Source organism: Paraburkholderia sp. 22099, assembly GCF_052045835.1.
Taxonomy (GTDB): Bacteria; Pseudomonadota; Gammaproteobacteria; order Burkholderiales; family Burkholderiaceae; genus Paraburkholderia; species Paraburkholderia terricola.
In genome coordinates this window covers 58992-82246 of sequence record NZ_JBQEPU010000028.1, presented here as the reverse complement: position 1 = coordinate 82246, position 23255 = coordinate 58992, and the positions used below count along the sequence as shown (strand labels likewise).

The window sequence follows — 23255 nt, the reverse complement described above, 5'->3', positions numbered from 1 at the left end:
GCGGGCCCCGTGGCGCATTAAGGCGGATCGGCAACGCGTGTTTCGCCGCCGCGCGTCTGCACGTCTTTTCTCAGCGCGGCAATTTCGCCGCGCAGCGCCTTGATGTCGCGATGCATTTCGCGCCGCAGGATGCGCTCTTCCCGTTCGACGAAAATCGCGGCAATGCTGGCGAAAACCAGCGACAACAGTCCGTAGCCGAGCAGCACCACGAAGGCGGCGAAAACGCGCGAGGCGGGCGTGGTCGGCGCCATATCGCCATAACCGACAGTCGCGCTGCTTTCGAACGCGAGCCAGACGCCTTCGCCGTAGGTATGCACGCCGGGTTCGAGCCAGTAAAACCCCGCTCCCGCACAGGCGAGCAGTATCGCGGCTGCGATGAGCAGCAGCCACAGGCGACCGGGCGAGAAGAACCCTTGCAGCGACACCACGATGCGCATCGCCACGAGCCCCACGAACAGGATGCGCAGCACCCATTCGGCCGACGACCACGGCGCCACGCCCCACGCCACACCGCTCGCCGCGGCCAGCGCAATCAGCACGTCGTAGCCATTGCGCGTGAGAAAGCGCCGCGGTTTGCGGCTCAGGCAGGCCATGCGGACAAGGACCGCCGCGAATCCGGCGGACATGCACGCATAGAGCGCACGTCCCGCGAGATGAAACCCGGCTGCGGCAGCCAGTTCGAAATAGAACGCCGGAATCGCGAGCAGGCTGAGCGCGAACAGCGCCCACTGCATCCAGCGCCATGCGTGCACGGCGCGCGCGTCGTCATGAGGATCGACCCCGGCGAGACCCGCCACGCGCAAGCTTTCGTTCATGGCGACACCGTCTCTATACGCGCGCGAGATCGCGCGCCCTCCTCTCAAGCGCGATTTCAGTGTCGCGATGTGCTGCGATGCGGGCTTCGGTACTGCAGCCGGCAACAAGGATCGTCAGCAGCGCGAGCGCCGCGCGCAATCGGTTTTTCATCACAGTCCGCCCATTTTCAGGTGCAACGCCACGGATGCCGTTGCAACCACTCGTCTTTTTAAAAGTATGGGCAGGACGTGTCCAGACATTTGACGTGGATCATGATCTATCGTGAGAGGGGCCACCGTGTAGGGAAACGCTGACATCCACGCAGGAACACCTACCGCAGTCTCAGCGAGACCTGATTTATCCGGCCTGTTCGATGACCAATACTGAATTCATCGGAGACCGCAATCGACCCATCCGCGCAGCGGTAGAAACCGCCGCGCCATTCCTGTCGAGCGCTTCAGGAGACCATCATGACGACCCACGCTTCTTTCGATGCCAGGAAGGCGCCGGCTGACGGCCAGTTGCGCGATGCGCTCGACGCCGGCGACGATTTCAGTAGCATCCTCACGCTCGCTCGCGAGGCGGGCATGCTGGTTACGCTGGACGGTCGGATCGGCCGGGAGAAGTACCCAAGCATCGCCGGCTCGCTCAACGCGTTCCGGCGCGTCGCGCAAGCGCTCCGCAACGCCTCCATGCAAGCCTCGGCGCGCTGAAGGAACTCCCGGCCAATGCGGCCACTCCCGACTGCGAGGTGCGCGACATGAAGCTGACCTTTCTCGGTGCGGCGGAAACCGTCACCGGTTCGAGATATCTCCTCGAAGGCGCGGGGCTGCGGATTCTGATCGACTGCGGTTTGTTTCAGGGCACGAAGAATCTGCGTCTGCACAACTGGCGCCCCCTGCCCCTCGATATCCACACGCTGGATGCGGTGGTGCTGACCCACGCGCATCTGGATCACAGCGGCTACCTGCCGGTGCTCGTGCGAACGGGCTATCGCGGACCGATTTACTGCACGCGCGGCACCCGCGACCTGTGCCAGATCATGCTGCGCGACAGCGCGCGCTTGCAGGAGGAAGAAGCGGCCTACGCGAACCGCCACGGCTTGTCGAAGCATCATCCGGCGTTGCCGCTGTACACGCTGGACGACGCCGAACGCGCGCTGGAACTGCTCGAGCCGCGCGACTTCGACGTGCCCAAGCGCTTGAACGAGCACGCGTGTTTTCGCCTGCTGCTGGCCGGGCACATTCTCGGCGCGGCGAGCGTGGTGCTGTGCGTCGAAGGCAAGGTCATCGCGTTCTCGGGCGATCTCGGCCGGCCGGACGACCCGATCATGCGCGCGCCGATGCCGCTCGCGCACGCCGACTACCTGGTGGTCGAATCCACCTACGGCGACCGTCTGCACGACACAGCCGATCCCGCCACCGAGCTGGCGGAAGTCTTCGCGAATACCTTCCGGCGCGGCGGCGTCGTCGTGATTCCGTGTTTCGCGGTGGGGCGCGCGCAATCAGTGCTTCATCACATCGCGCGACTCAAAGCCACCGGCCGGATGGCGAACGTGCCGGTCTTTCTCGACAGCCCGATGGCGACGAGCGTCACGCAGCTTTATTTGCATCATGTCGGCGAACACCGGCTGAGCTCGACCGAGGCCAACGCGATCAGCCACGCCGCGCAGAGGGTGCGCACCGTCGACGAATCGAAAGCGATTCTGACGCGGCACGGCCCGATGGTGATCATCGCGGGCAGCGGCATGGCGACCGGCGGCCGGGTCGTGCATCACCTGAAAGCCTTCGCGCCCGATCATCGCAACACGATCGCGCTGGTCGGCTATCAGGCGGCCGGCACGCGCGGCGCGGCGCTGGCGGCCGGCGCGCCGACGATCAGGATTCACGGCGACGACGTGCCGGTGCGCGCCTCGGTGATGAGCCTGTCGTCGTTGTCGGCCCACGCGGACTACGCCGAGATGCTGTCCTGGCTGCATTCGATACCGGAGCCGCCGCGGCGCACCTTCGTCACCCACGGCGAGCCGGCCGCCGCCGACGCGATGCGCCGTCACATCGAAGAGACGTATCACTGGCACTGCGACGTGCCGGTCTACCTGGAAAGCGTCGACTTGCCGGCATCCGCGGAATACGCGGGCGTCGATCCGTGCGTCGCCGTCGCGAATGCGGCGACGGTGCGCGGCATGCCGGCGCACCGTCGCCGCGAGCGGCGCTCCATTGAATTCGAACTGATCCAGATCAATCCGCGCACGCCGCAGCCTGACACAGTGGGCGTATGAAAGCGTCCAGGAGACCACGACATGAACGCCCGGCGGCTGCCCCACCCGTGTTCGATGAGACCGCGATGAAACACTTCTTCAGACTCGGCACGGCAATGCGCGACCCGGCTCGCCCCCGCCCGGTGGCGGGCCCATCGGCGCCGCGTATCGCCCTGCCTCCGCCGATGTCGAGCGGCGGCCTGCCCATCATGGAAGCCTTCTCGAAACGGCGCACGACGCGCCGCTTCGCCGCGACGGAACTCGACGAAGCGACCCTCGGCCAGTTGCTCTGGGCCGCCAACGGCGTCAACCGCGGCGATTCGGACGGCAACGGCGGACGCACGGCGCCCTCCGTGCTCGCCTTGCACGAAATCGACGTTTATGCGGCGATGGCCTGCGGCTTATACCGCTACGACCCGTTGCAGCATTGCCTCGATCTGGTGAGAGCCGCTGATCTGCGCGGCTTGACGGGCTATCAGGACTTCGTCGGCGAAGCGCCGGTCGAACTGGTCTACGTGGCCGACCTCGCGCGCATGCACGACATCGCGCCGTCGCAGCGCGAGCCGTTCGCGTATGCGAGCGCGGGCGCGATCGTGGAGAACGTCTATCTTTTCTGCGCCGCTGCGGGGCTGGCGGTCGCCGCCCGAAGCTGGCTCAATCGCAGCGCGTTGGGCGTCGAGATGCATCTGTCGCGCGACAGCGTGCCGGTTCTCGCACAAACCGTCGGGTACTTCGATCGTTCCGAGCCTGGTGATGCGGACGATATCTCCTGAGGGGTGCGCGAGCTGAGCGCGCGTGCGCGTACTGGGCCGCGCTGCATTGCATGCGTGAGACCTAGGGGCTGTTTACTGAGCGGTATCGTGTCGTGGTGCAAGCCGGACGCACGGCCGCAAGTCGGTGCTTGAGTTGTCGCCTGGTGTTGTGAATCGCCTTGTCCAAATCGCGCTGACGCACGAGCGCGCGCCCATCACCGGGCAGCGGCGCCGCCCCTGCATGATGCCAAGCAACGCATCCGTCGCGGCATCACCGGCCACTTCACCTGAAAGAAGAGTCAGCCCGCACCCGCGCAAACCGGAGAAACGCCCATCAAGCCGCCGCCTGCTGACCCGTATCGCCCGCCTCGCGGATCAGCAGCACGGGGCACGTCGCGAAGCGGACGAACCGCTCGGCCACGCTGCCGATCACCATGCGCCGCAAGCCGCGGCGTCCGTGCGTACCCATCACGACCAGATCCGCACCGCGTCGTTGCGCGCAGCGCAGTAAAGCGCCGGCAATGTCCTCGCCGATGCCTTGCGTCTCCACGATCTCCATATCGCCCGTGACATTGAACTCACGCATCTGCGCAAGCGCGTCATGCAGCAAACTCGTGCCGACCTGCCGCGCGGCGTCCGTCAGCAGATGCGGATCGCAGGCGCCCGCGTACGTGAAAGCCGCCGACTGATCCAGCACGTACACCGCCGTCAACTTGCCGCGCGAGAGCTTCGCGAGCTGAACCGCCTCGGCGAGCGCGCGCTTCGCGGCTGCGCTGCCGTCGATGGCCACCACGATGTTCGAATACATGACTGCCTCCCGGATCAGGAATGAAACGTTGCGACAGGCGTTGGACGATCAGACCCGCGTAACGCCGCGTTCGAGCAGGCGTTCGGCCGCATCGAAAGCCGCGCGCACGGCGGCGTCGGGGTCGGCGCTCTGCCGATGTTCGAGCGGCACCAGTTCGCCGTTGCGCAGAACCAGATCGAGTCGCGCATCGAACATGAGGTGATTCGGCGTGGCGTCGAACACGCCGCGTGAGGTGCCATCTGGCGCACGCTCGCGAATCGCCTCGATCGCGAGATGGCAACCAGAAATGGATTTGCCGAAGCGCTCGAGCCGCATGAACTGAACGGCGGCTTCGGCCTCGATTTGCGCGGACCCCGCAAACCCGAAGTACACGATCTGCATATCGATTCCCATGCCGCCTCCGAGCGTGCCTTGATACTCATCGGCCGTCGCGGCTTCAGTCGCCAGAACGGAAGCCGCGAACGACAGCGAGCCGATGAATACATGATCGGCGCTATTCGCGTCATGCGATTGACATGCGTCAACGGCGCGGCAGTGCCGCGCAGCGCCTGTGCGAACGCGGGCGTGGAATGCCGCGGACGAATCGGCGGAGTGAGCAGCGATCAATCGCCGACCAATCGCGCGACACCGGCGAGCGCGGGTCGCGCTCCGGTTGATCCAACGCAACGCGCCTTTGCGCCGCGCGCGTATGGTCCGGGTAATACGTCAACGGCCATTACCCTTCGGGGAGCATCACATGAACGATTCCAACTATCTCCATACTCATCCGCTCGCGGATCAGGCTCGCGACGACGCGAGCGCCGCCGGCCATGTCTATCTGATCGGCGGCGGTATCGCGTCGCTGGCGGCCGCGGCGTTTCTGATTCGCGACGCCGATATGCCCGGCTGCCGCATCACGATTCTCGAAGCGCTCGACCAGCCGGGCGGCAGCCTCGACGGCGCCGGTTCGTCGCGGGAAGGCTACGTCGTGCGCGGCGGCCGCATGCTCGAAAGCAAGTATCTGTGCACCTACGACCTGTTCGACTCGATTCCCACGCTCGACGGCCACGGCAGCGTCACGAAGGAAATCTTCGACTGGAACGAGACGCTGCGCACCTCATCGAAGGCGCGGCTCGTGCGCGACGGCCGGCGCGAGGACGCACCCGCGTACGGGCTCGCCGACACGCATCTGCTGACGCTCGGCCGCCTGTCGCTCGAACCGGAAATTCTGCTCGGCGACAGCCGCATTTCCGACCACTTCGAGCCGGACTTTTTCGACACCAACTTCTGGACCATGTGGTGCACGACGTTCGCCTTCCAGCCGTGGCACAGCGCCGCCGAATTCCGCCGTTATCTGCTGCGCTTCGCGCATATGACCTCGGGCTTCAACCAGTTGCACGGCATCATGCGCACGGTCTACAACCAGTACGACTCGATGGTGCGGCCGCTGCGCAAATGGCTCGACGAGCATGGCGTGGCGTTTCGCGCCAACACGCGCGTCGTCGATCTGCGGTATGACGAAAGCGGCGAACTGAACCGCGTGTCGGGCATCGTCTGCGAACACGACAAGCGGCGCGTGGAGATTCCGGTCGGCGCGGCGGACAAGGTCATCGTCACGCTCGGCTCGATGACGGCGGGATCGAGCCTCGGCGGCACGCACCGCCCGGCCGTGTTCGATCATGCCGACAGCAGCGGCGCATGGGCGCTGTGGAAAACCATCGCGGCCGGACGAGCCGAATTCGGCCACCCCTCGGTGTTCGCCGATCATGTCGACGAATCCAAATGGCTGTCCTTTACAGCGACGCTGCGCGATCCGACGCTGTTCCGCCTGGTCCGCGATCTGACCGGCAACGTGCCCGGCGAAGGCGGCCTGATCACCTTCCCGCAATCGAACTGGCTCGCCTCGATCGTGCTGCCTCACCAGCCGCATTTCATCGGCCAGCCGAAGGACGTCCAGGTGTTCTGGGGTTATGGGCTCTTCATCGACCGGCCCGGCAACTTCGTCGGCAAGCCGATGGCCGAGTGCACGGGCCGCGAGATCATGACGGAGCTGCTCGGCCATCTGCACATTCAGGCGGAAGCCCCGCGCATTCTCGACGACGCGATCTGCATTCCGTGCCTGATGCCGTTCGTCACCAGCCAGTTCCTGCGGCGCAAGCGCGGCGACCGGCCGCAAGTCGTGCCCGAGGGCTGGGCGAACCTCGCGTTCATCGGACAGTTTTGCGAGCTGCCGAACGACGTCGTGTTCACCGTCGAATATTCGGTTCGGTCCGCGCAGACCGCCGTTTATACGCTGCTCGGTTTGAACCGGTCGGCGCCGCCCGTGTACAAAGGCCAGCACGATGCGCGTGTGCTGTACGGCGCGGCGTCCGCGTTGCGCGGGCACTGAGCGGGCCATGCACGCCGCCCCTGCCGCCATTGATCTGCATCAACGGGGCCGCCGCGATCGTTCCTAGACTCAAGCTCAACGATCCGTGCGTCACCGTCTCTTTCCGGAGCGACTGCCATGAACTACAAAACCATCGTTGTTCACCTGGACACCAGCGAGCGCGCGCATCCGCGGCTCGAAATCGCCCTGCGGCTCGCCAAACAGTTCGGCGCGCATCTGACGGGCGCCTATGCCGTGTTCTCGCCGGACCCGCGTTCGCTCTATGTGATGGCGGGAACCGCGGAGTACTACCGGGAGCAGGAAGCGCGGCGCACCGAGCGGCGCGCGGCGCTAGAGCGCCTCTTTCACGCCGAACTCCGGCGCGCCGAGGTGCCCGGCGAGTGGATCGCCATCGACGCGCCCGCGAGTCTCGCGATTCCGCGCGCGGGCCGCTGCGCCGACTTGATCGTGGCCGGCCAGGACAACCCCGCCGATCCCGAGTCGTATGTCGGCGACTTCTTTCCGGAAAACCTGATTCTGACGAGCGGCCGGCCGGTGTTGCTGGTGCCGTATGCGGGCAATGACAGAGCCACGGGCAACCGGGTTCTGGTCGCGTGGGACGGCAGCCGCGAAGCCACGCGCGCCGTGCACGACGCGCTGCCGTTCATGCGCGCGGCGGCGAGCACCACGATCCTCACCGTGAACGGGATGCACGCGGGCCGGCACGATGACGAGCGCATCCGCCTTCCCGGCGCGGACATCGCCACGGTGCTCGCGCGGCATGGCGTGCACGTCGAGGTCGCCGATGTCGAAACCGGAGCGGGCGGCTCGGTCGGCGAGGTGCTGCTCTCGCAGGTCGCCGACGGCGGCGTCGATCTCTTGGTGATGGGCGCCTACGGCCATGCCCGCTGGCGTGAACTCATGATGGGCGGCGCCACGCGCACGATCCTCAAGTCGATGACGGTGCCCGTTCTGATGTCGCATTGAGTACGGCAGATTGCTTTCCCGTTCAGGAGTGTTCGCCATGTACAACAGGATTCTGATCGCGGTCGACGGCAGCGACACCTCGGCGCGCGCGCTGGCGGCCGCCGTCGAACTGGCGCGCGAGTCGGGCGCGCAACTGCAGCCGCTCTATGTGGTCGACGTGCCGTTGATGGTCTACGACGTGCCCGCCTATGACCCGTCCTACGTGCGCAACGCGCTCGTCGAGGAAAGCGGGCGCGTGCTCGCCGACGCCGCCGCGCGGATGGCCAGCGCGGGCGTGAAAGGCTCGCCGCGCATGATCGAAACCGACCTGACGGGTGACGACATCGCGCACCGCATCCGGCTCGCCGCGGACGAGTTCGACGCCGACCTCGTGGTGATGGGCACGCACGGCCGGCGCGGCGTGCGGCGGCTGATGCTCGGCAGCGTCGCCGAACGTTTTGTGCGCATCGCCAACCGTCCGGTGCTGCTGATCTCCGCGCATTGCGCATCGCCCGCCGCGAGCGCGGCTGACGCCACCCAGCCCGCGAGCGAATCGGTCAAGGAGCCGTCATGAACTGCAAAACGCTGCTGGTGCATCTCGACGACAGCGCCCATGCCGCTGCCCGGCTCGACTATGCACTCGCGCTGGCCGCCCGCCACGACGCGCATCTGATCGGTCTGTATCTGGTCTGCGAAGACCCGGCCGGGCCGCTCTTCCTGCATGGAGAGGACATCTGGAGCGCCGGCCGCGAGGCGCAACGCAACGACAACCGCAAGCGCGCGCACGCGGCCTGCCTCGCCGCGGCGGATCGCGCCGGGCGCGGCGTCGAATGGCGCGCGCCGGAGGGCCCGCCGGGCGCGGCGGCGATTCTGCACGCACGCCACGCCGATCTGCTGATCCTCGGCCAGGACGATCCCGAAGATAGTAGCGCCTTTATCGCGCGCCACTTCGTCGAGGACGTGATCATGGAATCGGGCCGGCCGGCCATCGTGCTGCCGTATGCGGGCCCGGTCCGGCCGCACATGGACAACGTGATGATCGCGTGGGACGGCGGCCGCGAAAGCGCGCGGGCCGCGACCGATGCGCTGCCGCTCATTCGCCGCGCCAGTTTCGTCACCATCATCGAAGTTCAGCGCCATCCCCACTACGGCGAGCCGGCCTGCATCGACGTGGCCGCCTGGCTGGCGCGGCACGGCATCGAGGCAAGCTTCACGGCCACGCTGAAAGCGCCGGGCGTCGACACCGGCGCGATGCTGCTCGATGCGCTCACCGACCGCCATGTCGACCTGCTGGTGATGGGTGCGTACGGTCACGCGCGGGTGCAGGAGCGGCTCCTCGGCGGCGTCACGCGCAACGTGTTGCAGGCGATGACCGTGCCCGTGCTGATGTCGCATTGAGCGCCGCGTCGAGACGAAGCGGGTGCGCCGGCGCCCGCACCAGGGGAACCGGCAGGTCGCCGGCCTGCGCCGGCCGGCACTGGCCGGCACTGGCATGAAGCGGGCGTTTCACGGACAATGAACGCAAACACACACTTTCCGCGCGGTGTTTCCGCGGCCTGCGGCCACATGAATCACGGAATCACCCGGAACAAGCGTGTTTGCCGCGCGCACCGCTGCACCGACCTCGTCGGGCGGTGCGCCCCATTCTTGTCCGTTGTCATTCCAAAGAGGCGCACATGCCCGTTAGCGGTAAGACGCCCATGCCGCCCAGTGCCGTTCCACGCGAGCGCCTGGGCTCGCTGGCGGCCCGGCCCGCGGTCGCGGCCACGGCCGCGTTCGTCGTGACGCTGGCCGCGATGCTGGCGGCGCGGCGCTGGTTCGACCCGGTGTTGTTCATTTGCGTCGCCGCCGCCCTGCTTCTGGCCACGAGCGCGTTCCTGCTCGTGCGCGCGCGTCGCGACGGGTCGTCCGCACACAGCGAGGCAAGCCCCGGAAGCAGCCACGCCGGCGTGAACGAGGCTCGCATGATGGCGATCATCCGCTCCTCGATGGAAGCGGTCATCACCATCGACGAACAGCAGCGCATCGTCATCTTCAATCCGATGGCGGAACAGGTGTTCGGCTGTTCCGCCATGGACGCGATCGGCTCCTCGCTCGACCGCTTCATCCCGCAACGGTTTCGCGCGGCCCATTCGCGGCATGTCGAGCAGTTCGGCGAGACAGGCGTGTCGGACCGGCAGATGGGCAGGCAGCGGCTGTTATCGGGCTCGCGCGCCAACGGCGAGGAATTCCCGCTGGAGGCGTCGATCTCGCAGATCCGCGACGGCAACACGCGCCTTTACACGGTGATGCTGCGTGACGTCACGGAACGCGTCAAGGCGGAGCGCGCGCAGCAGCAGGCGCGCGAGGAGCTGCGCGAACTGTCGGCCAATTTGCAGAACATCCGCGAAGACGAGAAAACGCGCATCGCGCGCGAACTGCACGACGATCTCGGCCAGCAACTCACCGCGCTGAAAATGGACATCTCGTCGGTCGAACAGGCGCTGGATGCGTCGGCGAGCGCACCGGTGCGTGAACAACTGCAAGGCATGCGCCGGCTGATCGACATGACGGTGGCCTCGGTGCGGCGCATCGCCGCCGATCTGCGGCCGGTCATGCTCGACGACCTCGGGCTGATTCCCGCGATCGAATGGCTCGCGAACGACTTCACCAACCGCTACGGCATCGACGTGGAGCGCGACATCGAAACCGGCGACGCGCGCTTCACGCCGGCGGGCGCCACCGCGCTGTTCCGCATCGTGCAGGAAGCGCTCACCAATGTCGCGCGCCATGCCGACGCCACACTGGTCACGCTGAGCCTGCGCGCGGCGGAACAGACCTTCGTGCTGCGCATCGCCGACAACGGCCAGGGCGCGCAGCAGGCAGCCGAGCCGGCCGGCAAGTCGTTCGGCTTGCTCGGCGTGCGCGAACGCGCGCACATGCTCGGCGGCGCGGTCGACATTCATACCGCGCAAGGCGAAGGCTTCGTGCTGACCGTCACCATTCCGGCGGAAACCGTGCAAATGCAGGAGATGCAAACATGACCCGCGTCCTGATCGCCGACGACCATGCGCTGGTGCGCGACGGTCTGCGCCATATCCTGCAGGGCGCAAGCGGCTTCGAAGTGGTCGGCGAAGCGAACGACAGCCCGAGCACCGTCGCGCTGATCCGCGAGCGGGCCGCCGACGTGCTGGTGCTCGATCTGTCCATGCCCGGCCGCAACGGCGTCGAGTTGATCAAGCAGATCAAGGAGGAAAAGCCGACGCTGCGCATTCTCGTGCTGACCATGCACGCCGAGCAGCAATACGCGGTGCGCGCGTTCAAGGCCGGCGCGTCCGGTTATCTGACGAAAGAAAGCGCGAGCGCCGAGCTGGTGGCCGCCGTGACCAAGGTCGCCGCGGGCGGTGTCTACGTGAGCCTCGCGATGGCCGAGCGGTTCGCGCAGAGCCTGAACGAACCCACCGATCTGCTGCCGCATCAGCGTCTGTCCGATCGGGAATTCGACGTATTGAAGCGCATCGCCACCGGTCAGACGATCACCGAGATCGCGGCCGAACTGTGTGTGAGCGCCAAGACCGTGAGCACGTACAAGACGCGCATCCTCGAGAAAATGCAGATGCCGCACGATGCGGCGCTGGTGCGCTATGCGATGCGTCACAAGCTGGTCAGCGACGAGGACGACATCTGAACGCCCGCGCGGCTCGCATCGGCTTGCGGGTCACGACGCGCACGGACCCCGCCGCCGCGCGTTCCCGCTCTAACCTGCCGCGCCAGCCGCCCATTGCGCCCATTGCGCCCATTGCGCACTCCGTCCACTTAGCGCACTCGTCGATCCCCGCTCCACTCCACCCGCTGTAGGAAACGCCCTACAGCGCCTCCCTCTCGCCTACTCGAAGTTCATTCGACGCCGATTTCATTTAGATACGGCGCGACCGATACTTCGAGCCATGAACTCAAGCACTGACCACCCCGCCCTGCGCGTCTTTCTCGTCGACGATGCAGCATTGGTGCGGCACCGTATCGCCGCGCTGTTCGGCGCGCTCGACGGCGTCGAGATCGTCGGCGAAGCCGAGGAGCCCGGCGCGGCATTCGCGGGCATCGCCGCCGGCGCGGTCGATCTGGTCGTGACGGAACTGCATCTGAACGGCGGCACCGGCATGGAGTTGCTCGCTTTGCTTGCCCAACGCATGCCGCATGTGATCGTCATGGTGCTGACGAACCGTTCAGGCGCCTGGTTCCGGCGCGCATGCCTCGCGAGCGGCGCTCACTACTTTTTCGACAAGACCAGCGAATTCAATCTAGCGCGCAACGCGATCCAGCGGATCGCCGGCGAACATCGCGCGCGCACCCTTCCTCAACCTGGAGCACATCATGTCTGACGTTGCCGTCTATTCCGTCACGTCGCCCTCGCTTAAGACCCGGCAAGCCTCGCCCGCTCCCGCAGCCGAGCCGGCAACCGCGCGGGCGCCGCGCAACGACGCGGTACGTTGCACGGCCTGCTCGATGCGCTCCATCTGCATGCCGCAAGGGCTGACATCCGAGGAATTGCAACGGATGGAATCGCTCATCTGCCCGTCGCGGACCATCAAGCAGGGCGAGACCATCTACCGCGCGAACGATTCGTTTCAGAGCATCTATGCGGTGCGCGCCGGCTCGTTCAAGACGGTCGTCATGCATCGCGACGGCCGCGAGCAGGTGACCGGTTTTCATCTCGCCGGCGACTCGCTGGGGCTGGACGGAGTGTGCTCCGGCCACCATAGTTGCGACGCCGTGGCGCTCGAGGACAGCAAGGTCTGCATCATCCCGTTCCATCTGCTCGAAGCCATGTGCCGCGAGGTCAAGGCCGTCCAGCAGCACCTGCACCGGATGATGGGCGGCGAGATCGTGCGCGAGTCGTCACAGATGCTGTTGCTCGGCACCATGTCCGCCGATCAGCGGGTGGCGACGTTCCTGCTGAATATGTCGGACCGCCTGCGGCTGCGCGGGTATTCGCCGGCGGAATTTCATCTGCGCATGACACGCGAGGAAATCGGCAGCTACCTGGGCATCAAGCTCGAAACGGTGAGCCGGATGCTCTCCAAGTTCCAGCGCGACGGACTGGTCGACATACGCGGCAAGGATATCCGGATCGTGGATCACGCGGGCCTCGTGCGGGTGTGATTCCGGGTTTGATCCGCGGTGCGGTTCTCGCCCGAACGCACCGCAAAACGCGGGGCGACGCGGACCGCGCCCGAACCGCTCACGCTAGCGAATGCTGAGCACGGCCGCGCCCGTCAGTCTGCCGTCACGCAGGTCGCTCAGCGCGCGGTTGGCATCCGTCAGCGGATACGTCGTCGTTTCGATCGCGAGGCGCGTCTCGTCCGCGATGCGCATGAAGGCGAGCCCGTCGTCGCGGGTCAGATTGGCGACCGACACCACGCGCCGCTCGCCCCATAGGAACGCGTACGGGAACGACGGAATGTCGCTCATGTGAATTCCGCCGCACACCACCACACCGCCTTTCGCCACCGCTTGCAGAGCTTGCGGAACGAGCGCGCCGACCGGCGCGAACAGCAACGCGGCATCCAGTTCGTCGGGCGGCGTCTCATCGCTGCCGCCCGCCCAGGCCGCGCCGAGACGCAGCGCGAGTTGCCGGGCCGCATCGTCGCCCGGACGCGTCAACGCGTACACCGTGCGCTGCTGATGACGCGCGACCTGCGCGACGATATGCGCCGCCGCGCCGAAACGTAGATGCCGATCCGCCGCGCGTCGCCCGCCATGCTCAAGGTGCGATAGCCGATCAGGCCGGCGCACAGCAGCGGCGCCGCCTCGATATCCGTGTAGTGCTCCGGCAGATGAAAGCAGTAGCGGCTGTCGGCGACGGTGCGCTCGGCGTAACCGCCGTCGATCGTATAACCGGTGAAGCCGGCCTCGTCGCAGAGATTTTCCCGCGCCGACAGGCAGTAGCGGCAATGCCCGCAGGTGCGGCCCACCCACGGCACCCCCACCCGGTCGCCGACGGCGAAGCCCGTCACGCCCGCGCCGAGTTCGGCCACCGTGCCGACGATTTCATGGCCCGGAATCACGGGCTGTTTCGGGTGCTCCAACTCATGGTCGATCAGATGGAGATCGGTGCGGCACACGCCGCAGGTATGCACATCGATCAGGATCTGCCCAGGGCCTGGCGTCGGATCAGGCATATCCCGCTCACGCAGCGACGACGCGCTGCCGTCGAATACCATCGCACGCATCAGGGTCTCCTCGAAGGTGGCGGCCGGCGCATCCGAACGCATTGAAACAGGCCGCACGCCCGGCCGCCTCACGCGAAGTCAGTCGCAAAAGCGGAAATACCCGCTGTGCATGAGCACCGGCTTGGCGCCGATTTCGTTCAGCAGTTGCCTTGCCGCGTGTTCGATCGGATGCCGGTTCGAGTCGAATGCGGCGATCAGATCGTCCTCACGCAGCGACGCGGCGCCAAAATGATCCTCGAGCGCTTCCGCGGTGATCGCGCACTGCACGCGCACGCCATCCACCTCGGCCGGAAACGCGACGACGAGATCGCGCGCGCAATATTCCGGACGTTCCTCGGGAAAATGAATCTTCATCATCACCACCTGGTTCCTTGCGCAGGATGCGAGGCTTAAGCGGCGTCTCCGCCCACCCGCGCATCGCGCACCACGCGTCGAGGCGGCCCGGTCCGTGGGTCGCGTCGCCCCGCCTGTCATCAGCATAGGAGCCTGGCGCGATTCGTCAAACTCAGGCCCTGCGTCCTCGTTGACCGAGGTCAATCGCACCCGGATCACCGCCCTTACACTGGACTCATCCCCGTCGCAAAGGAGCGCGTGCCATGAACGTCCTGTCCAGAAACAGTCTGGTGGCATGTGCCGGGTTCGTGCTGGCCGCCGCCGCGCACGCCGCGCCGGAGCCGGCCGCGCTGGTCGATCAGCATCACTGCATGTTTTGCCACACGCGCGATGCGCCGTTCCTCGCGCCGTCGTTTCAGCAGATCGCCGAGCGCTACCGCGACGTGCCGAATGCGCAGTTCATGCTCGAACACAAACTGCGGCTCGGCGGCAAGGCGCATTGGGGCGATACGCCGATGCCGCTGCCGGCCGATCGCGGCGGCCCGCTGTCCCCGGAGGACGCGCACACGCTGGTGCAGTGGGTGTTGAGTCAATGACCCGCTTTTGAATCATGACTTCCGCGGTCTGCTCCGCCTGAACCGGACCGCCTGTTTCGGAGAATTTTCATGCGCCTCACTGTCCACCTCGACGCCTTCGACTGCACCCACCCAATGGCATTTGCAATCCTCTGGCTGGACAAGGACACGCGGCAATGGTCGCGCGAAGGCCACCACGGGCTCGATCTGCCCGAATGGGGCACGCTGCAGGTGGATGGCGGCAATACCCTTATGTGCGGTCCGCGCGACGCGACGCCCCTCTGCGTGCTCGAAGGCCTGGATCTGAAAGACTGCAGCGGGCCGTTCGAAGGCGAGACCGGACGCGCACAGTGCTGCGCGGAACGCGACCGCCTCCTGATGACCGGCCACTGGCATGTGCAGTGTGTCGACAACGAGCAGGCGCAGCCCGAACACGGCTTGTTCGCTGCCGGCGAAGAAGCGTAAAGCGCCGGCTGGCGCCGACCACCCGCTCGCGGCGCGGTGACGATCGCCGCGCTTATCCTACGTTTACGTATCGCCGTTGCGCATCGGATTGAGCAAGAGCACAAAGCACGCGACGCCGCCAATCACGGCCGCGACACCGTAGTGGAAGAACTGCGGCGCATCGAACAGCAAACCGCGGATCGACGCAGCAATGCCCGCCAACGCCACGAATACGGCAATGGCCGAAAAAACGATTCTGCTTTCTGAGCGGACCATGATGCCCTCCACGGAGCCTGGACGGAGTGATGAAGACATCATCGCTCTCGCGGGCTGATTTCGCTTGACCGATATCAACATAGTCGGCATGCGCCGGAAAGAACGCGAAACCGGCAGGCCATGGCGTCTCCCCGATGACCCTCACGAAGCTCGATGCGATCGTCGCATGCGGAGCAATTGGCCGCTTTTCCGTGTAAGGCAATCCTGATTCCCATATAGGGAATCCCTGTTTTTTTCATTGCGCCTTTGTATTAATGCAATTGAAAACCGGCGACCGGCCCGATCCAATAAAATAGCGCCCGGCTTTGCTCTTCAGAACCCCTCGTCGTGGCCGTATACCTTGGATACGCGCTTGGGATACGCGCCTCTTATCGCTCGACAGGATTGGAGCGATATCCGAATTCCATTCATCGCAGCAGCACGAGCCGCGCATTCATGTAAGCGAATGGAAAGCGAATGCCGGCAAATCAGTTTTATACGAATTAACGCGTATGTCGCAAATCGCGAGTCACTAAACCGCAGCACGAATAAGCCACGATGATGTCGTTCGCCGGCGCATGCCGGCAACACGGATCGCGGCCGCAAGAGCAAACGTTTGCCAACCATCGGCGGCCACCGCAAGGGTTCATGAACCCACCCCGGAGCCGTCCCAATCAGGAGCGGAGAAGCGCATGAAGCGGGCGAAATCGAGCAAGGCCGTTGCACCAGAGGCACACATGAATTCAGCTTCGCCTGAACCGTGGTTTGAACCATCGGACAGCCTCGCCAACGAGGCGGACATCGCCGAAGGCATGTCGCGCCGCACCTTCCTCTACAGCCTCGGCGCGTTGGCGCTGTCCGCCTGTGGCGGCGGCGCAGAAGGCGGCGCGTCCGCGACGACCTCGGCGCAGTCGTCGACCCAATCATCGGCGCAATCGTCGCCCCGGTCGCTGCAAGCCGTGGCGAACAGCGCGTCATCCGGCGCATTCGTGCATCCCGGCCTGCTGCATACCCAGGCCGACTTCGACCGGATGAGCCAGAAGGTCGCGGCGCAAGCGTCTCCGTGGGTCGACAGCTGGAACATCCTGATCGCGAACAGTCACGCGAGCCTGTCATGGACGCCGCGTCCGCAAGCGGTGGTCTACCGCGGCGACGACGGCGTTCACCCGCAGAACTACTCGCTGCTGTTCAACGACATCGCGGCGGCCTACGCGTGCGCGCTGCGCTGGAAAGTGACGGGCAACACGGCGTATGCGGACAAGTCGGTGCAGATCATGAACGCGTGGTCCTCGACGTTGACCGGCCTCGGCGGCTCCACGGATGTCGATCTCGCGGCCGGCATCTACGGCTATGAATTCGCCAACGCCGGCGAAATCATGCGCACGTATTCGGGCTGGGCCGCCGCCGACCTCGCGCGCTTCCAGGCGATGATGCGCAACATCTTCTATCCGATCAATCACGACTTCCTCAACCGGCACAACAACACCCAGGCGACCCACTATTGGGCCAACTGGGATCTGTGCAACATGGCGTCGATCATGGCGATCGGCGTGCTATGCGACGACCAGGCCCTGTTCGACGAAGCCGTGTCCTACTTCAAGAGCGGCGCGGGCAACGGCGCGATCTTCAACGCGGTGTACTACGTGCACCCCGGCTATCTCGGCCAATGGCAGGAATCGGGACGCGACCAGGGGCACAACACGCTCGGCATCGCGCTCGGCGGCGCGATCTGCGAGATGGCCTGGAACCAGGGCGTGGACCTCTACGGCTACGACAACAACCGCTTCCTGATGGGCGCGGAATACGTCGCCAAAGGCAACCTGATCGAATCGGGCACGACGTATCACACCGTGCCCTATGTGCGCTACAACAATGTCGACAACGTCAATCAGACGGTGTTCTCGACAGCCTCTCAAGGCACGATCCGGCCTTGCTGGGCGCTCGTTTATAACCACTACGTCAACCGCAAGGGCCTGGCCGCGCCGTACACGCAGAAATTCGCGGCGCTGGTTCAACCGGAAGGCGGCGGCGGCAACTACGGCCCGAACAGCGGCGGTTACGACCAGCTCGGCTACGGCACCCTCACCTGCACGCGCGATCCGATCGCGAGCGGCGCGGCGCCGAGCGGACTCACCGCGACCGTCAGCGCGGGGAAAGTCATCCTGTCGTGGTGGGGGACCGCCTATGCGACGAGCTACAACGTGAAGCGCGGCAGCACGGCGGGCGGTCCCTACACGTCGATCGCGAGCGGCGTCACGGATCTGCTCAGTTACACGGACAGCGCCGTGGCAGCCGGCACCTGGTACTACGTCGTCACGGCCGCGACGCCGTCCGGCGAAACGGCCGCGTCGAACGAGGCGGTGGCGGTCACCGCGGTGCAACTGCAAACGTGGCTCGCCTTCGACGAAACGAGCGGCACGAGCGCGGCCGATTCGAGCGGCAACGGCCATGCCGGCACGCTCGTCGGCGGGGCGAGCCGGGTGCCCGGCAAGAAAGGCAATGCCGTTTCGCTCGACGGCAGTACCGGCTATGTCAGCTTGCCCGGCGATCTCGTCGCCGACGTAGCCGACTTCACGATCGCGGCCTGGGTCTACTGGAACGCGGCGCGAACCTGGGAGCGCGTGTTCGATTTCGGCGCCGGCACGGGCCGCTACATGATGCTGACGCCGCGCGCCAACAACGGACTCGCACGCTTTGCGATCACCTTGAACGGTGGGGCGGGCGAGCAGGATATCAACGGCAATGTCGCCCTGCCCACCGGACAATGGGCGCACGTCGCGGTGACGTTGTCGGGCAGCGTCGGCACGCTGTACCTGAACGGCGCCGCGATCGGCACCAACACGGCGATGTCGTTCGCGCCGTTCCGCCTGGAAAGCACGAGCCAGAACTGGATCGGCCGCTCGCAATTCGCCGATCCGTATTTCAACGGCTCGATCGACGAGTTCCGCGTCTATCGCAACGCGCTCAGCGCCGAGCAGATCACGGCATTGATCTCCGCGTAGCGACGGGCCGGCATCTCGACTGGCACCTCGACGCAGCGTTAGCATTGGCCGCCCTGCCTCGGGCGGGTTCAATGCGCGCTGCGTTGATTCAGGTCAATCCCTGGGTTGCGTTCAGGAAGAACATGCAACGCATGGGCCGCGCGTGAGCCACGCTTGGGCCGCGCACGGGCCCCAATGCGCGGCCAAAAAATCGCGAACTGGCGCGCGATTTGCTTTAAGCGATGAGCCCATACGGTTCTGGCGATCGACCAGACCTGACCAGCAGGAGGAGACAAATGCGCGATGCCGTTCATCACGCCATGACCCCAATCGCCCCGCATGAAGCGGGCTGGCTCACGCCATCCATTCAGAAGTCCCACGAGCGTTCGCAAACGTTCGGCCTCAGTTCCCTGATGCGGCCCGACTACGACGTCCTGCCGGCCGCGGAACTCGCGTTGCGGCTGGAACAGAGCCGCATTCTGTGCGCGCATGCCACGCCGGTGATGGAAACGCTGCATGAGCAGATCGTCAACACGCAAAGCATGATCGTGCTGACCGACGCCGAAGGGCTGATTCTTCATTCGATCGGCGACGACGAGTTTTTGCGCCGCGCGGAGAAGGTGGCGCTGCGCCCCGGCGCGAATTGGGCCGAGGACCGCCAGGGCACCAACGCGATCGGTACCGCGATCGCCGAATGCTCGCCGACCGTCGTGCATGGCGAGCAGCACTATCTGGCGGCCAACCGCTTTCTGACCTGTTCGAGCGTGCCGATCCTCGATCCGTATGGCGATCTGATCGGCGTGCTCGACGTGAGCGGCGACCATCGCAGCTACCATCAACACACGATGGCGCTCGCCAAGATGTCCGTGCAGATGATCGAGAATCATCTGTTCACCAACACCTTCCGCGAGACCTTGCGGATCGCCTTTCACGGCCGGCCGGAGTTTCTCGGCACGCTGATGGAAGGCATCGCCGCGTTCACCTGCGATGGCCGCTTCCTGTCCGCCAACCGCAGCGCGCAATTCCAGTTGGGCCTGCCGCTCACCGCCTTGCGCGCGCATACGCTGTTCTCGTTGTTCGGCCTGACAAGTCCGCAGTTGATCGACCGTCTGCGTGCGGGCGGCGACCGGAATCTGTCGTTGAACCTGCATAACGGCGCAGTGGTTTGCGCGCGCGTCGAATTCCGCCGCGCCACGCTCGCCGAGGACGGCGTGCCGCCGCCTGCGCCGCGCGCGGAGAAGCCCGCGCCGCGCCCCGACGCGCCGCCGCCGGCGGTGGCCGCGGGCGCGCTGTCGAGACTGAGCTATCTGGACACCGGCGATCCGCAGATCGCCACGGTCATCACCAAGGTCCGCAAGGTGCTCGGCAAGGACATCCCCATCTTGATCACCGGCGAGACGGGCACCGGCAAGGAACTGCTCGCGCAGGCGATCCACAACGATTCGCCGCGCAGGTCGGGGGCGTTCGTCGCGGTGAACTGCGCTTCGATACCGGAAAGCCTGATCGAATCCGAACTGTTCGGCTATGAAGAAGGCGCCTTCACCGGCGCGCGCCGCAAGGGCGCGGCCGGCAAGCTGCTGCAGGCGAACGGCGGCACGCTGTTTCTCGACGAGATCGGCGACATGCCCTACCCGCTCCAGGTGCGGCTGCTGCGCGTGTTGCAGGAGCGTCTCGTCAATCCGCTCGGCTCGACCAAATCGATTCCCGTGGATATCGCGATCATCTGCGCGACCCATCGCGATCTGCGCGAGATGATCGCGCAGAACTGTTTCCGCGAGGACTTGTATTACCGCCTGAACGGTCTGGTGGTGAAACTGCCGCCGCTGCGCGAGCGCACGGACCTGCTAGCCGTGATCCAGAAGATGCTGCATTGCGCATCGCTCGATGAACCCGACGGCCGGCGTCTGAGCGTCGCCGCCGACGTGATGGCGCTGTTCGAGCAGTGCGCGTGGCCGGGCAACTTTCGTCAGCTCGGCAATCTTCTGCGCACCGCGGCCGCGATGGTGGACGAGGACGGCGAGATTCGCCGCGAGCACTTGCCCGACGACTTCTTCGACGATTTGCGCTCCGCCCCCTCGCCCAGCGCGCGCCCCGCCGAAGCCGCTCCCTTGCAGGGCGAGCGCTTGCGCGACGTCACCACCAGCGCGATCGCCGCGGCCATCGCGCAGCATCGCGGCAACGTGTCGGCGGCGGCCCGCGCGCTGGGCGTGTCGCGCAATACCATCTACCGCAAATTGCCGGCGCTAGCCAGCACGGACGACACCGCGGGCGAGGCCTGACAGCGGGCCGAGCGGTACGGACGTGGCGCGACGGCACGTGTTCAACGGTGTTCCATATTGCAACAGGCGTGTTCTTCGATTGAACAGCGCGCGGCTCACCGCTGCGCTGTTCGACGCGCCAGATCCGCGCAAGCAGCAGGCAAAAGCAGTTGATGCCGCGTTGATCTCAACGGCCGCGTTATCGCTGCGCGGCTAACCGCTTCGATACTCCGTTTCGCTCCATCCGGCATGGACATTGCGTTTAATGACGCGGCCGCTTTAGCTTTTAGCCATGCGGTTTTTCCCATCACATGCCATACCCAAGGAGACAGCCATGCAGTGGACCACCCCCGCCTATACCGATCTGCGCTTCGGTTTCGAAGTCACGATGTACATCGCCGTTCGTTGAAGCAACGATGAAGCGCCGCGCGCACGTTGCAAGTCGTCATCGTGCGCGGCGGCGCCCTGCTCATCGTTCAGCCACACCCCGCTTCCCATGACCGCCCCGAACATCCGGCGCTGCCTCAGCTTGCGGCCGCGCCTACGCGCGATATTCCGCCTGCAATGGGAAGCCGGGCAGCATGCCTATGTGTTGCTCCATCCCGAAGGTCGGGTGACGCTCAATCCGAGCGCGGGCGAAATTCTCTCGCGCTGCGATGGCACGCGCGAACTGGACGACATCATCGGTGAACTGGAGGATCTGTTTCGCGCGTCCGATCTGGCCGCCGATATCTATCGCTTCATCGACCATGCACGGCAACGCGGCTGGCTCGATTGACTCGATTGACAGGGGTTGATGCGGGCATCGTGGGAGGGCCGAGCGGGCAGGTCGTCATGGCTGTTGGTACGGCTCACCCGACCTCTCGCATCGCGTGTGTTTTCATGCGCCGCGCACGGCATCTTCTCTAACACGCAATCGCTCTTGAACCCGACCCCCGGCGCTCGCCGCACACCCACACGGCGAGCGCCGGGCCTTCGCACTATTGCTATTGCGCGGCGCGCGCGTTGAGCGGCGTCGTCGACGCTTTCGCGGCGTCGTCGGTCAGCTTCGTCTTGCCGGCTCCATAGCCGTTCGAATACAGCAGGAACGCCATGATGTCGGCGTAATCCTGCGGCTTCATCTTGCCGGGACGATCCGCCGGCATATTGCTCGCCATGTAGCCGTACACCCCGCCGATCGTGAGCTTCGCATTCGCGGCCGGCGCGAACGACGGCCCGCGCAGCGCGGGCGCATTCAGCCCTTGCAGATCGGGACCGTGGCACTTCGCGCACGAACTGGAGTACAGCGTCTTGCCGTGCGCGACCTGCGCGCGGTCGAAGCCGGGCGCCTCGGCGGGTGCGCTCGCATCGACCTTGACGAAGCGGCCTTGCGGCGACTCGCGGCCGCCCGCGCGCATCATCCGCCCCACGTCGTTGCCGCGCGCGGGGCCGTCGCGATAGGCGAACGTGGCCGCCGGTCGCGCGTCGGCCAGCGCCGTTTCAGGCAGACGCCATGCGCGGGTCAAGGCGGCGAGCCTGCCGTCGGCGGCCATCTTCTCCAGCGCGGCGTCGATACGCGGGCGCAACGCGGCGCCGTTCGTGCCGAACGCGAACGTCAGATGCCAGTCCGCATACGGCGAGTGCGTGCCGGCGATCTGGAAATGCCGCTCGGGATGCGCGATCGAATAAGCGACGACCGCCGGATACCAGACGATCGCGCGCCGCGCATGGCCGCGTGCCACGGCATCGACGGTCAGTTCCGCCGTGTTCTCCAGGTCGAGTTCGACACCGGGTTGCTGCACGGCGATCAGTTGCGCGGGACTCGCGTAAGTCGCCGCGACGACCTCGGCGTCGCCGGCCTGCGCCGACGAGCCGCGCGACGTGACGCTCACATACCCGGACTGTAGATAACCGCGCGAGAACGTGAGCTTGCTGGCGGCGCCGTCCGCGACCTCGGAGCGCGGGAAGCCCGCGATCACGTCGCATTTGCGCGCCAACGCCTTGTCGAGTTCCTTCAGCGACACGCCGTCGTCGTCGCTGCTGGCGAAGCCGCCCGGCGCGAGCGAGAGTGCGATACCGGCGGTGCGGAACGCTTCGCGCGCCACCGCCTCGTCGAGCGCCGTGGAGGGACTGCCGGGGAACGTGCAGACGCGCACGCTGGTCGCCCCGGCAAGAGCGGATTGAGGCGCGAGCGCGCCGGTCGCCAGCAACGCGCTGGCGAGAGCAAACGAATGGAGTGAAGTCTTCATGATCCTGCTTTCCGGAAAAGGCCCGGCCGCCACGATCGAAGGGCGCA

23 protein-coding genes and 1 pseudogene are annotated in these 23255 nt (G+C 66.0%); 17 read left to right on the top strand and 7 right to left on the bottom strand.

Features of this window, described 5'->3' with window-relative positions; genetic code table 11:
* Positions 1-17 precede the first annotated feature (17 nt).
* Positions 18-815: a potassium channel family protein gene (locus tag ACTJLC_RS24035; protein ID WP_310132581.1), complete on the bottom strand. Its 798-nt coding sequence runs from the start codon at positions 813-815 to the stop codon at positions 18-20.
* A gap of 450 nt (positions 816-1265) precedes the next feature.
* Here ACTJLC_RS24035 and ACTJLC_RS24030 point away from each other — a divergent pair, with 450 nt between their 5' ends.
* From ACTJLC_RS24030 to ACTJLC_RS24020, 3 genes are all read left to right on the top strand, one after another.
* Entirely contained in the window at positions 1266-1508 is a 243-nt protein-coding gene (locus ACTJLC_RS24030; RefSeq protein ID WP_310132579.1) for a hypothetical protein, read from the top strand.
* A 47-nt stretch (positions 1509-1555) separates the two neighbouring features.
* Positions 1556-3073, top strand: coding sequence for an MBL fold metallo-hydrolase (locus tag ACTJLC_RS24025; protein ID WP_310132577.1), 1518 nt, complete (start codon positions 1556-1558; stop codon positions 3071-3073).
* Between the two features lie 65 nt (positions 3074-3138).
* Entirely contained in the window at positions 3139-3825 is a 687-nt protein-coding gene (locus ACTJLC_RS24020) for a nitroreductase family protein (protein ID WP_310132574.1), read from the top strand.
* 313 nt (positions 3826-4138) lie between these two features.
* On the opposite strand, the gene ACTJLC_RS24015 is transcribed toward ACTJLC_RS24020, so the two are convergent.
* Both ACTJLC_RS24015 and ACTJLC_RS24010 read right to left on the bottom strand, forming a co-directional pair.
* On the bottom strand, positions 4139-4612 hold the full coding sequence (locus ACTJLC_RS24015) for a universal stress protein (protein ID WP_073431482.1): 474 nt from the start codon (positions 4610-4612) through the stop codon (positions 4139-4141).
* 48 nt (positions 4613-4660) lie between these two features.
* Positions 4661-5005 (bottom strand): hypothetical protein, encoded by a 345-nt coding sequence (locus ACTJLC_RS24010; protein ID WP_310132571.1) that lies wholly within the window; start codon positions 5003-5005, stop codon positions 4661-4663.
* 343 nt (positions 5006-5348) lie between these two features.
* Here ACTJLC_RS24010 and ACTJLC_RS24005 point away from each other — a divergent pair, with 343 nt between their 5' ends.
* The 8 genes from ACTJLC_RS24005 to fnr all read left to right on the top strand — a co-directional run bounded on the left by ACTJLC_RS24005 (position 5349) and on the right by fnr (position 13064).
* Positions 5349-6980 (top strand): oleate hydratase, encoded by a 1632-nt coding sequence (locus ACTJLC_RS24005; RefSeq protein ID WP_310132567.1) that lies wholly within the window; start codon positions 5349-5351, stop codon positions 6978-6980.
* A 117-nt stretch (positions 6981-7097) separates the two neighbouring features.
* On the top strand, positions 7098-7946 hold the full coding sequence (locus ACTJLC_RS24000; RefSeq protein WP_310132565.1) for a universal stress protein: 849 nt from the start codon (positions 7098-7100) through the stop codon (positions 7944-7946).
* A 37-nt stretch (positions 7947-7983) separates the two neighbouring features.
* Positions 7984-8499 (top strand): universal stress protein, encoded by a 516-nt coding sequence (locus tag ACTJLC_RS23995; RefSeq protein WP_310132562.1) that lies wholly within the window; start codon positions 7984-7986, stop codon positions 8497-8499.
* Positions 8496-9323, top strand: coding sequence for a universal stress protein (locus ACTJLC_RS23990; RefSeq protein ID WP_310132559.1), 828 nt, complete (start codon positions 8496-8498; stop codon positions 9321-9323). Before ACTJLC_RS23995 ends, ACTJLC_RS23990 begins: the two co-directional genes overlap by 4 nt.
* Positions 9324-9601: 278 nt before the next feature.
* Positions 9602-10948 carry a PAS domain-containing sensor histidine kinase gene (locus tag ACTJLC_RS23985; protein WP_440845424.1) on the top strand — a complete coding sequence of 449 codons (1347 nt, stop codon included), beginning with the start codon at positions 9602-9604 and terminating at the stop codon, positions 10946-10948.
* Positions 10945-11592: a response regulator transcription factor gene (locus tag ACTJLC_RS23980; RefSeq protein WP_310132554.1), complete on the top strand. Its 648-nt coding sequence runs from the start codon at positions 10945-10947 to the stop codon at positions 11590-11592. The genes ACTJLC_RS23985 and ACTJLC_RS23980 overlap by 4 nt, the downstream gene beginning before the upstream one ends.
* Before the next feature lie 259 nt (positions 11593-11851).
* On the top strand, positions 11852-12283 hold the full coding sequence (locus tag ACTJLC_RS23975; RefSeq protein ID WP_154873862.1) for a response regulator: 432 nt from the start codon (positions 11852-11854) through the stop codon (positions 12281-12283).
* On the top strand, positions 12276-13064 hold the full coding sequence (fnr, locus tag ACTJLC_RS23970) for a fumarate/nitrate reduction transcriptional regulator Fnr (protein ID WP_440845421.1): 789 nt from the start codon (positions 12276-12278) through the stop codon (positions 13062-13064). Before ACTJLC_RS23975 ends, fnr begins: the two co-directional genes overlap by 8 nt.
* An 84-nt stretch (positions 13065-13148) precedes the next feature.
* On the opposite strand, the pseudogene ACTJLC_RS23965 reads toward fnr, so the two are convergent.
* Positions 13149-14134 (bottom strand): annotated as a pseudogene (locus ACTJLC_RS23965) (zinc-dependent alcohol dehydrogenase family protein).
* A 78-nt stretch (positions 14135-14212) separates the two neighbouring features.
* Positions 14213-14488 carry a DUF1488 domain-containing protein gene (locus ACTJLC_RS23960; RefSeq protein ID WP_083084292.1) on the bottom strand — a complete coding sequence of 92 codons (276 nt, stop codon included), beginning with the start codon at positions 14486-14488 and terminating at the stop codon, positions 14213-14215.
* Positions 14489-14730: 242 nt separating this feature from the next.
* On the opposite strand from ACTJLC_RS23960, the gene ACTJLC_RS23955 reads away from it, so the two are divergent.
* Entirely contained in the window at positions 14731-15063 is a 333-nt protein-coding gene (locus tag ACTJLC_RS23955; RefSeq protein WP_186814102.1) for a cytochrome C, read from the top strand.
* A gap of 69 nt (positions 15064-15132) precedes the next feature.
* Positions 15133-15507: a DUF3564 domain-containing protein gene (locus tag ACTJLC_RS23950; RefSeq protein ID WP_440845419.1), complete on the top strand. Its 375-nt coding sequence runs from the start codon at positions 15133-15135 to the stop codon at positions 15505-15507.
* Between the two features lie 63 nt (positions 15508-15570).
* Here the strand turns inward: ACTJLC_RS23950 and ACTJLC_RS23945 are convergent, their stop codons facing one another.
* Positions 15571-15762, bottom strand: coding sequence for a DUF2964 family protein (locus tag ACTJLC_RS23945; protein ID WP_440845417.1), 192 nt, complete (start codon positions 15760-15762; stop codon positions 15571-15573).
* Between the two features lie 716 nt (positions 15763-16478).
* Here ACTJLC_RS23945 and ACTJLC_RS23940 point away from each other — a divergent pair.
* The 4 genes from ACTJLC_RS23940 to pqqD all read left to right on the top strand — a co-directional run bounded on the left by ACTJLC_RS23940 (position 16479) and on the right by pqqD (position 21758).
* A complete protein-coding gene (locus ACTJLC_RS23940) occupies positions 16479-18743 on the top strand; it encodes a LamG-like jellyroll fold domain-containing protein (RefSeq protein WP_440845415.1) in 2265 nt (754 codons plus the stop codon).
* A 275-nt stretch (positions 18744-19018) separates the two neighbouring features.
* Positions 19019-21001, top strand: a complete 1983-nt coding sequence (locus ACTJLC_RS23935) for a sigma-54-dependent Fis family transcriptional regulator (RefSeq protein WP_440845413.1) — start codon at positions 19019-19021, stop codon at positions 20999-21001.
* Between the two features lie 313 nt (positions 21002-21314).
* Positions 21315-21389 (top strand): pyrroloquinoline quinone precursor peptide PqqA, encoded by a 75-nt coding sequence (pqqA, locus tag ACTJLC_RS23930; RefSeq protein ID WP_073431525.1) that lies wholly within the window; start codon positions 21315-21317, stop codon positions 21387-21389.
* An 87-nt stretch (positions 21390-21476) separates the two neighbouring features.
* Positions 21477-21758 (top strand): pyrroloquinoline quinone biosynthesis peptide chaperone PqqD, encoded by a 282-nt coding sequence (gene pqqD / locus ACTJLC_RS23925; RefSeq protein ID WP_440845411.1) that lies wholly within the window; start codon positions 21477-21479, stop codon positions 21756-21758.
* Positions 21759-21966: 208 nt separating this feature from the next.
* Here the strand turns inward: pqqD and ACTJLC_RS23920 are convergent, their stop codons facing one another.
* Positions 21967-23208 (bottom strand): c-type cytochrome, encoded by a 1242-nt coding sequence (locus ACTJLC_RS23920; protein ID WP_440845409.1) that lies wholly within the window; start codon positions 23206-23208, stop codon positions 21967-21969.
* Between the last annotated feature and the right edge of the window lie 47 nt (positions 23209-23255).

Coding starts and splice junctions, on each gene's coding strand:
- ACTJLC_RS24000 (WP_310132565.1), top strand. CDS start 7,098: ATGAACTACAAAACCATCGTTGTTCACCTGGACACCAGCGAGCGCGCG.
- fnr (WP_440845421.1), top strand. CDS start 12,276: ATGTCTGACGTTGCCGTCTATTCCGTCACGTCGCCCTCGCTTAAGACC.
- ACTJLC_RS23950 (WP_440845419.1), top strand. CDS start 15,133: ATGCGCCTCACTGTCCACCTCGACGCCTTCGACTGCACCCACCCAATG.
- ACTJLC_RS23975 (WP_154873862.1), top strand. CDS start 11,852: ATGAACTCAAGCACTGACCACCCCGCCCTGCGCGTCTTTCTCGTCGAC.
- ACTJLC_RS23990 (WP_310132559.1), top strand. CDS start 8,496: ATGAACTGCAAAACGCTGCTGGTGCATCTCGACGACAGCGCCCATGCC.
- ACTJLC_RS23935 (WP_440845413.1), top strand. CDS start 19,019: ATGCGCGATGCCGTTCATCACGCCATGACCCCAATCGCCCCGCATGAA.
- ACTJLC_RS24020 (WP_310132574.1), top strand. CDS start 3,139: ATGAAACACTTCTTCAGACTCGGCACGGCAATGCGCGACCCGGCTCGC.
- ACTJLC_RS23945 (WP_440845417.1), bottom strand. CDS start 15,762: ATGGTCCGCTCAGAAAGCAGAATCGTTTTTTCGGCCATTGCCGTATTC.
- ACTJLC_RS23920 (WP_440845409.1), bottom strand. CDS start 23,208: ATGAAGACTTCACTCCATTCGTTTGCTCTCGCCAGCGCGTTGCTGGCG.
- ACTJLC_RS23960 (WP_083084292.1), bottom strand. CDS start 14,488: ATGAAGATTCATTTTCCCGAGGAACGTCCGGAATATTGCGCGCGCGAT.
- ACTJLC_RS24030 (WP_310132579.1), top strand. CDS start 1,266: ATGACGACCCACGCTTCTTTCGATGCCAGGAAGGCGCCGGCTGACGGC.
- pqqD (WP_440845411.1), top strand. CDS start 21,477: ATGACCGCCCCGAACATCCGGCGCTGCCTCAGCTTGCGGCCGCGCCTA.
- ACTJLC_RS23995 (WP_310132562.1), top strand. CDS start 7,984: ATGTACAACAGGATTCTGATCGCGGTCGACGGCAGCGACACCTCGGCG.
- ACTJLC_RS23985 (WP_440845424.1), top strand. CDS start 9,602: ATGCCCGTTAGCGGTAAGACGCCCATGCCGCCCAGTGCCGTTCCACGC.
- ACTJLC_RS24015 (WP_073431482.1), bottom strand. CDS start 4,612: ATGTATTCGAACATCGTGGTGGCCATCGACGGCAGCGCAGCCGCGAAG.
- ACTJLC_RS24035 (WP_310132581.1), bottom strand. CDS start 815: ATGAACGAAAGCTTGCGCGTGGCGGGTCTCGCCGGGGTCGATCCTCAT.
- ACTJLC_RS23940 (WP_440845415.1), top strand. CDS start 16,479: ATGAATTCAGCTTCGCCTGAACCGTGGTTTGAACCATCGGACAGCCTC.
- ACTJLC_RS23980 (WP_310132554.1), top strand. CDS start 10,945: ATGACCCGCGTCCTGATCGCCGACGACCATGCGCTGGTGCGCGACGGT.
- ACTJLC_RS24010 (WP_310132571.1), bottom strand. CDS start 5,005: ATGGGAATCGATATGCAGATCGTGTACTTCGGGTTTGCGGGGTCCGCG.
- ACTJLC_RS24025 (WP_310132577.1), top strand. CDS start 1,556: ATGAAGCTGACCTTTCTCGGTGCGGCGGAAACCGTCACCGGTTCGAGA.
- ACTJLC_RS23955 (WP_186814102.1), top strand. CDS start 14,731: ATGAACGTCCTGTCCAGAAACAGTCTGGTGGCATGTGCCGGGTTCGTG.
- ACTJLC_RS24005 (WP_310132567.1), top strand. CDS start 5,349: ATGAACGATTCCAACTATCTCCATACTCATCCGCTCGCGGATCAGGCT.